The sequence below is a fragment of the Pseudomonas tremae genome, from assembly GCF_001401155.1.
Classification (GTDB): domain Bacteria; phylum Pseudomonadota; class Gammaproteobacteria; order Pseudomonadales; family Pseudomonadaceae; genus Aquipseudomonas; species Aquipseudomonas tremae.
In genome coordinates this window covers 58,241-65,189 of sequence record NZ_LJRO01000160.1, presented here as the reverse complement: position 1 = coordinate 65,189, position 6,949 = coordinate 58,241, and the positions used below count along the sequence as shown (strand labels likewise).

Below are 6,949 nucleotides of genomic sequence, written 5' to 3'. Positions count from 1 at the left end.
GCGGCGCCGAACGACCAAACACCTGATCGAAATCCACCGGCGTGTCAGTCAACGACAGGCCGAACAGCGGGCGCCCCTGATCCAGACCGCGCTGCTGGCCTTCGGTCATGCGTCCGGCACGCATCACGAAACTCTTGATGCGGCGGTGCGGGCGCTCTTCGCCTTCTTCGGTAACAGGCGACTCGGGGTGCGGAACGTGTGTATCAGTCATCAACGGGCTCTTACTTGATCAGGCCATCCAGCGGCGAAGACGCGCTGGCATAGAGTTTTCGTGGCATGCGCCCGGCGAGGTAGGCCAGACGACCGGCAATTACAGCGTGCTTCATGGCTTCGGCCATCATGACCGGCTGCTGAGCGTGGGCGATGGCCGAATTCATCAGTACCGCCTCGCAACCCAGCTCCATCGCGATGGTGGCGTCGGACGCAGTTCCGACACCGGCATCGACCAGCACCGGCACTTTGGTTTCTTCAAGGATGATCTGCAGGTTGTACGGGTTACAGATCCCCAGACCACTGCCGATCAGACCCGCCAGCGGCATAATTGCGATACAGCCGATTTCAGCCAGCTGGCGAGCGATGATCGGGTCGTCACTGGTGTAAACCATGACGTCGAAACCGTCCTTGACCAGTATTTCAGCGGCCTTGAGCGTTTCGATCACGTTCGGGAACAGGGTTTTCTGGTCTGCCAGCACTTCCAGCTTGACCAGATTACGACCGTCGAGCAGCTCGCGAGACAGGCGACAGGTGCGCACGGCCTCGACAGCATCGAAGCAGCCAGCGGTGTTCGGCAGAATGGTATAGCGATCAGGCGGCAGAACATCGAGCAGATTCGGCTCGCCCGGGTTCTGGCCCAGGTTGGTGCGGCGCACTGCAACGGTGACGATCTCGGCACCCGAGGCTTCGATGGCCAGCCGGGTCTGCTCCATATCGATGTATTTGCCGGTGCCCACCAGCAGGCGCGACTCGAAAGTCCGACCGGCCAGGACGAAAGGCTTGTCGCTGCGAACATTGCTCATCGGGAATCCTCTATGAAGTGCAGATTGGGGTCGGTGCAGTGCGAGTGCGAACTAGCCACCGCCGATGGCATGAACCACTTCGACCTGATCGCCTTCGCGCAAGACCGTGGCGTCATGCTGGCTACGCGGCACGATGTCGAGGTTCAGTTCCACCGCAACCCGGCGTCCGGCCAGATCCAGGCGGGTCAATAGCGCCGCGACGGTCTCGCCATCGGGCAATTCAAAGGGTTCACCGTTCAACTGAATGTGCATGCGACAGCAGCCATCATTTTAGGGGGCGAGCATTCTAGCCCGATCAACCGGTATGACCAAGGCAAAGCCACGCCATTCGTCTCAAGCGCAGCCTGCCGATCATGGTGGGGACCCGAGGCGCCAGGCCGCCAGCCCGAGCATCGACCAGCCAAACAGAAACGCCAGGCCGCCGAACGGCGTGATGATGCCGAGCTTGCCGATGCCGGTCAGGGTCAGTGCATACAAGCTGCCGGAGAACAGCAGAATACCCACTGCGAACGAAACCCCGGCCCAGGTGACAAGGCGACCGGGGACCTGCGTCGCCAATACCGCTACGCCGAGCAAGGCCAGCGCGTGGACCAGTTGATACAGCACACCGGTGTGAAACACCGCCAGGTATTCGGCACTCAGGCGCTCTTTCAGGCCATGAGCCGCAAACGCGCCCAGCGCCACGCCGGTAAAACCGAAGAATGCGGCCAACATTAAAAAGCTACGAAGCATCAGGAACTCCAGTGAAAAATCGTCGAAAGGCGCACGGTCTGTATAATGGCCCGCTCAACGGGTTCGGCCAAGCCATCTCTATGCTGCAAATTATCCTTCGTCGCGTCGTCAAAGCCCTGCTGTGTTTCGCTGCGGGCAGCTTTCTTGTGGTTCTGGTCCTGCGCTGGATACCCCCGCCAGGCACCGCGCTGATGGTCGAGCGCAAGGTCGAGTCGTGGTTTGATGGCGAGCCCATCGACCTGCAACGTGACTGGGAACCGTGGGACAAAATCTCCGACAACCTTAAAATCGCCGTCATTGCCGGCGAAGACCAGAAGTTCGCCGAGCACTGGGGGTTTGACGTCGATGCCATTCAGGCCGCGATCCAGCACAACGAGCTGGGCGGCTCGATCCGGGGCGCAAGTACGCTCAGCCAGCAGGTGTCGAAGAATCTGTTCTTGTGGTCTGGCCGCAGTTACCTGCGCAAAGGTCTTGAAGCCTGGTTCACCATGCTGATCGAACTGATGTGGCCCAAGGAGCGCATCCTTGAGGTGTACCTGAACAGTGCCGAATGGGACGAAGGGGTATTCGGCGCACAGGCTGCCGCACAGCACCATTTCCACACCAATGCCAGCGCCCTCTCCATCCAGCAGGCCAGCTACCTCGCCGCCGTTCTGCCTAACCCGCGCCAGTGGAGCGCGAGCCACCCGAGCGGCTACGTTTCACGCCGCGCCGGCTGGATTCGTCAGCAAATGCGTCAGCTGGGTGGGGATGAGTACTTGCAGGGCTTGAACAGCAGCCGTCGGTGGTGATGGCTGAACGCGCGCTCCACGCTGGAGCATCAGTACGATAGTTGTCGCTGACACCACAAAAACAAAAACGCCCCGATCAGATCGGGGCGTTTTTCGTTGCAAGATGGCCTTAGGCAGCTATCGACGTCTTCAGCTTGTTCATCGCGCTTTTTTCCAGCTGACGAATACGCTCGGCAGAGACGTTGTACTTCTGCGCCAGGTCGTGCAGCGTGGCTTTTTCTTCTGCCAGCCAACGCTGGTAGAGGATGTCGCGGCTGCGCTCGTCGAGCACGTCCAGCGCCTGATGCAGGTTAGCGGTGGAATTATCGGTCCAGTCAGAGTCTTCCAGCTGACGCGCCGGATCATACCGGTGGTCTTCCAGATAGTTGGCTGGCGACTGAAAAGCGCTGTCGTCGTCGGCTTCGGCGGCAGGGTCAAAGGCCATATCGTGACCCGTCAGGCGGCTTTCCATTTCGCGAACTTCACGCGGTTCGACACCCAGGCTTTCCGCGACGCGATGCACTTCGTCGTTATTCAGCCACGCCAGACGCTTCTTCTGGCTGCGCAGATTGAAGAACAGCTTGCGTTGCGCCTTGGTCGTGGCGACCTTGACGATGCGCCAGTTGCGCAGGATGAACTCGTGAATTTCGGCCTTGATCCAGTGAACGGCAAAGGACACCAGACGTACGCCCATTTCAGGGTTGAAACGCTTCACGGCCTTCATCAGGCCGACATTGCCTTCCTGGATCAGGTCAGCTTGTGCCAGACCGTAACCCGAATAACTGCGAGCGATGTGCACGACAAAGCGCAGGTGGGCGAGGACCATCTGTCGGGCCGCGTCCAGATCCTGCTCATAGTAGAGACTCTCAGCCAGTTCACGCTCCCGCTCGGGCGTCAGCAAGGGGATGCTGTTGACCGTCTGCACATAGGCCTCAAGGTTCGCACCCGGGACTAAAGCATAAGCAGGTTGCAAAGAAGTGGTCATACGAAAAAACCTCCAGCGCACATATGATGTGCAGTTCAAGCACTAGCCAGATTGACCCGGAACCGCTAACCAAGTTCCTTGATTTTCAGAAGCCAATCGGGTGAACGAAAATTTGCCTCTACCGGGGCGCCAACTCACGCAAGTGACGAGCGACCGCAATCCAGGCACCGATATACCCTAACAGAATTGCTCCAAGCAAGAGCGAAAGACCATCACCCATCGGCACGCCAGCCAACGCAAAGTCGCTTCCGTACAGCCCGGCCAGCCCTACAACCGCACCGTTCAGCCAGTTCAAGCCGTAGGCCAGAACGCCCCAGGACAGGATACCCGCCCCGAAACCGTACAGCGCGCCCATATAAAGGAAGGGTCTGCGCACATAACTGTCGGTGCCACCCACCAGCTTGATCACTTCGATTTCGGTGCGACGATTTTCGATGTGTAAACGTATTGTGTTGCCGATAACCAACAGCAAAGCCGAGACCAGCAGAACCGTCAAGCCAAAAACAAACCGATCACCCAATTTGAGGATCGCTGCCAGCCTCTCGACCCAGACCAGGTCCAGCTGGGCCTGCTCTACCTTCGGCAGTTCGGCAAGCCGGGTGCGCAAGGCTTCCAGCGCAGGCTTGTCCACTTCATCCGGAGTGACCAGCACCACGCCCGGCAGCGGGTTATCCGGCAATTCCTTCAGCGCCTCACCCAGACCGGACTGTTGCTTGAACTCGCCCAGCGCCTGCTCGCTGCTGATGTACTCGGCATCAGCCACGCCAGGCATGGCCTTGATCTCGTCGCGCATGCGCGTGCCATCATCAGTGCTGGCGTCCAGCTTCAGGTAGATGGAAATCTGCGCCGCTCGCTGCCACGAACCTCCCAGGCGCTCGACATTGCTCAGCAGCAACGACAAGCCCATCGGCAGGCTCAGGGCAATGGCCATGACCAGGCAGGTAAAGAAGCTGCCGATCGGTTGCTTGGCCAGACGACGCAGGCTGTCGACCAGGCTAGACCGATGGCTTTCCAGCCAGGCAGACAGCAATGCGCTGAAATCCGGGCCGTCGTCATCGTGATCGTGGCGTTGCTTTTTTTGTTTCGGCGGTAACGGATCAGCGGCTTTGGGCGCAACGCGTTCCGAGACCTTGGGGCTACGTGTGGCACTCATACTCCAGCCTCCCCGTCACCGATAAGACGACCGCGCTGCAGCGTCAGCATGCGATGACGCATGCGAGCGATCAACGCCAGATCGTGACTGGCGATCAGCACGCTGGTCCCCAATCGGTTGATATCTTCGAATACACCCATGATTTCCGCAGCCAGGCGTGGATCGAGGTTGCCGGTCGGCTCATCCGCCAGCAACAGGGCCGGACGATGGACGATGGCACGGGCAATACCGACGCGCTGCTGCTGACCGGTGGAAAGATCCCCCGGATACAGCTCGGCCTTGTCGGAAAGCGCCACGCGATCAAGCGCCGAATCGACCCGCTTGGCAATCTCCGGCTTGGAAAGACCGAGGATCTGCAGGGGCAACGCAATGTTGTTGAACACCGTGCGATCAAACAGCAACTGGTGATTCTGAAACACTACGCCGATCTGCCGACGCAAAAAAGGAATCTGCGCGTTGCTGATTTGCCCAAGGTCCTGACCAGCCAGCATCAGTTTGCCGGTTGTAGGACGCTCCATGGCCAGCAACAGGCGCAGCAACGTGCTTTTGCCGGCACCGGAATGACCGGTGACAAACAGAAACTCGCCGCGACGTACTCGAAAGCTCAGCTCATGCAACCCGACGTGTCCATTCGGGTAGCGCTTACCGACCTGCTCGAATCGAATCATGAACGCTCCCGCTCCGCAAACAGAGCCTGAACAAAGGGTTCGGCTTCGAAGGTACGCAAATCATCGATGCCCTCACCTACGCCGATATACCGGATAGGCAGCCCGAACTGCTTGGCCAACGCAAAAATGACGCCGCCCTTGGCGGTACCATCCAGTTTAGTGAGTGCCAGCCCGGTCAGCGTGACGGTCTGGTTGAATTGCTTGGCCTGATTGATGGCGTTCTGCCCGGTACCCGCATCGAGGACCAGAAGGACTTCGTGCGGAGCGTCGGCATCCAGTTTGCCGATTACCCGGCGCACCTTCTTCAACTCCTCCATCAGGTTGTCCTTGGTATGCAGCCGGCCCGCCGTATCGGCGATCAGCACATCGATACCGCGTGCCTTGGCAGCCTGCACGGCATCGAAGATGACCGAGGCAGAGTCTGCACCCGTGTGCTGGGCAATGACCGGTATGTGATTGCGCTCGCCCCAGACCTGCAATTGCTCGACGGCGGCGGCGCGGAACGTATCACCCGCTGCCAGCATGACCTTCTTGCCTTCCAGCTGCAGCTTCTTGGCCAGCTTGCCGATGGTCGTGGTCTTGCCGGCGCCATTGACGCCTACAACCAGGATCACGAACGGCTTGTGCTCCGACTTGATCACCAGCGGTTGCTCGACCGGCTTGAGCATCGCAGCTAGCTCACCCTGTAACGAGGTGTACAACGCCTGCGCGTCGGTCAACTGCTTGCGAGCGACTTTCTGGGTCAGGCTCTTGATGATGACCGAAGTGGCCTCGACACCGACATCGGCCGTCAACAACCGGGTCTCGATCTCTTCAAGCAGATCATCGTCAATCGCCTTCTTGCCCAGGAACAGGCTGGCCATGCCCTCGCCAATGCTGGCGCTGGTTTTCGACAGGCCTTGCTTGAGACGAGCAAAGAAACCGACCTTGCCGGCTTCAGATTCTTGCGCGGGTGCGGGAACAGGCGCTGCGTTCTGAACAGACACAGGAGGCTGAGCAGGCGGCGGAGTCAGCACTACCACCGATTGTGGCGCGGGCTCATGCGCGGGGGCATTAAAAAGTGGCTCGGGAGCACTGCGCGGCATAAGGTCGGTAACCGGCTCTGCAGACGGCTCAGGCAGCGAGGGCTTGGGCACCACAGGCTCTGGTTCTGCATGCGCGTGGCTATGCTCGGGAATCAGCGGCGTAATGTGCGGCTCAAGCTCGTCGCTCAAGGCTACCGGCTCTTCGGTCACCGGCAACGTCAGCCAGGGCTGCGGCGACGGCGCGCCAGGCTGGACGGGAACTTGTGGCGACACAGGCACGGCGGCTTCAGGCTGAAGCTCGGGCGTGGCTGTTTCGGGCGCGGCTTGCGGGGCAGCAAGAGGCTGAACCTGGGGCGGCGTCACGACAGCCTGATCGGGTATCGGATCGGGTTGGGTCGGGGTTGATTCTGGTGGCGTTGGCTCGACTTGCTGCGGCTTCTTGCGCAGCCATCCGAACAGGCCTTTCTTCTCGCCAGCCGCAGCTGGGGTCTTCTTGTCGTCGTTGGAACCAAACATGGAGGACGGCTATCTCAAGGTTGCGGGACGCCAGAGGGCGGCCCGGAAAAATTCTGACATGCAAAACAGACTGCGTTTAGGACT

General features: G+C 59.9%; 8 protein-coding genes and 1 pseudogene. 1 reads left to right on the top strand and 8 read right to left on the bottom strand.

Translation table 11 applies throughout. The annotated features are described in order from the left end of the window. The 4 genes and pseudogenes from ALO43_RS12065 to ALO43_RS12050 form a co-directional block, all read right to left on the bottom strand. A pseudogene (locus ALO43_RS12065) lies at positions 1–211 on the bottom strand (tRNA (guanosine(46)-N7)-methyltransferase TrmB); the annotation flags it as partial. Positions 212–221: 10 nt separating this feature from the next. Beyond that, the gene (locus ALO43_RS12060) at positions 222–1,016 is read right to left on the bottom strand and encodes a thiazole synthase (protein ID WP_005896373.1); all 795 of its coding nucleotides are present in this window, start codon (positions 1,014–1,016) and stop codon (positions 222–224) included. Between the two features lie 51 nt (positions 1,017–1,067). Then, positions 1,068–1,268 carry a sulfur carrier protein ThiS gene (gene thiS, locus ALO43_RS12055; RefSeq protein ID WP_005896371.1) on the bottom strand — a complete coding sequence of 67 codons (201 nt, stop codon included), beginning with the start codon at positions 1,266–1,268 and terminating at the stop codon, positions 1,068–1,070. A 99-nt stretch (positions 1,269–1,367) separates the two neighbouring features. Further along, positions 1,368–1,748, bottom strand: a complete 381-nt coding sequence (locus ALO43_RS12050) for a DUF423 domain-containing protein (RefSeq protein WP_005896368.1) — start codon at positions 1,746–1,748, stop codon at positions 1,368–1,370. Positions 1,749–1,828: 80 nt separating this feature from the next. On the opposite strand from ALO43_RS12050, the gene mtgA reads away from it, so the two are divergent. Then, positions 1,829–2,539, top strand: coding sequence for a monofunctional biosynthetic peptidoglycan transglycosylase (gene mtgA / locus ALO43_RS12045; RefSeq protein WP_005896367.1), 711 nt, complete (start codon positions 1,829–1,831; stop codon positions 2,537–2,539). A gap of 109 nt (positions 2,540–2,648) precedes the next feature. On the opposite strand, the gene rpoH is transcribed toward mtgA, so the two are convergent. The 4 genes from rpoH to ftsY form a co-directional block, all read right to left on the bottom strand. Beyond that, the gene (gene rpoH, locus ALO43_RS12040; RefSeq protein WP_003402233.1) at positions 2,649–3,503 is read right to left on the bottom strand and encodes an RNA polymerase sigma factor RpoH; all 855 of its coding nucleotides are present in this window, start codon (positions 3,501–3,503) and stop codon (positions 2,649–2,651) included. A gap of 118 nt (positions 3,504–3,621) precedes the next feature. Continuing rightward, positions 3,622–4,656: a permease-like cell division protein FtsX gene (ftsX, locus tag ALO43_RS12035; RefSeq protein ID WP_005896364.1), complete on the bottom strand. Its 1,035-nt coding sequence runs from the start codon at positions 4,654–4,656 to the stop codon at positions 3,622–3,624. Continuing rightward, positions 4,653–5,324 (bottom strand): cell division ATP-binding protein FtsE, encoded by a 672-nt coding sequence (ftsE, locus tag ALO43_RS12030; RefSeq protein ID WP_003411930.1) that lies wholly within the window; start codon positions 5,322–5,324, stop codon positions 4,653–4,655. Before ftsE ends, ftsX begins: the two co-directional genes overlap by 4 nt. Next, a complete protein-coding gene (gene ftsY / locus ALO43_RS12025) occupies positions 5,321–6,865 on the bottom strand; it encodes a signal recognition particle-docking protein FtsY (protein ID WP_005896359.1) in 1,545 nt (514 codons plus the stop codon). The genes ftsE and ftsY overlap by 4 nt, the downstream gene beginning before the upstream one ends. Between the last annotated feature and the right edge of the window lie 84 nt (positions 6,866–6,949).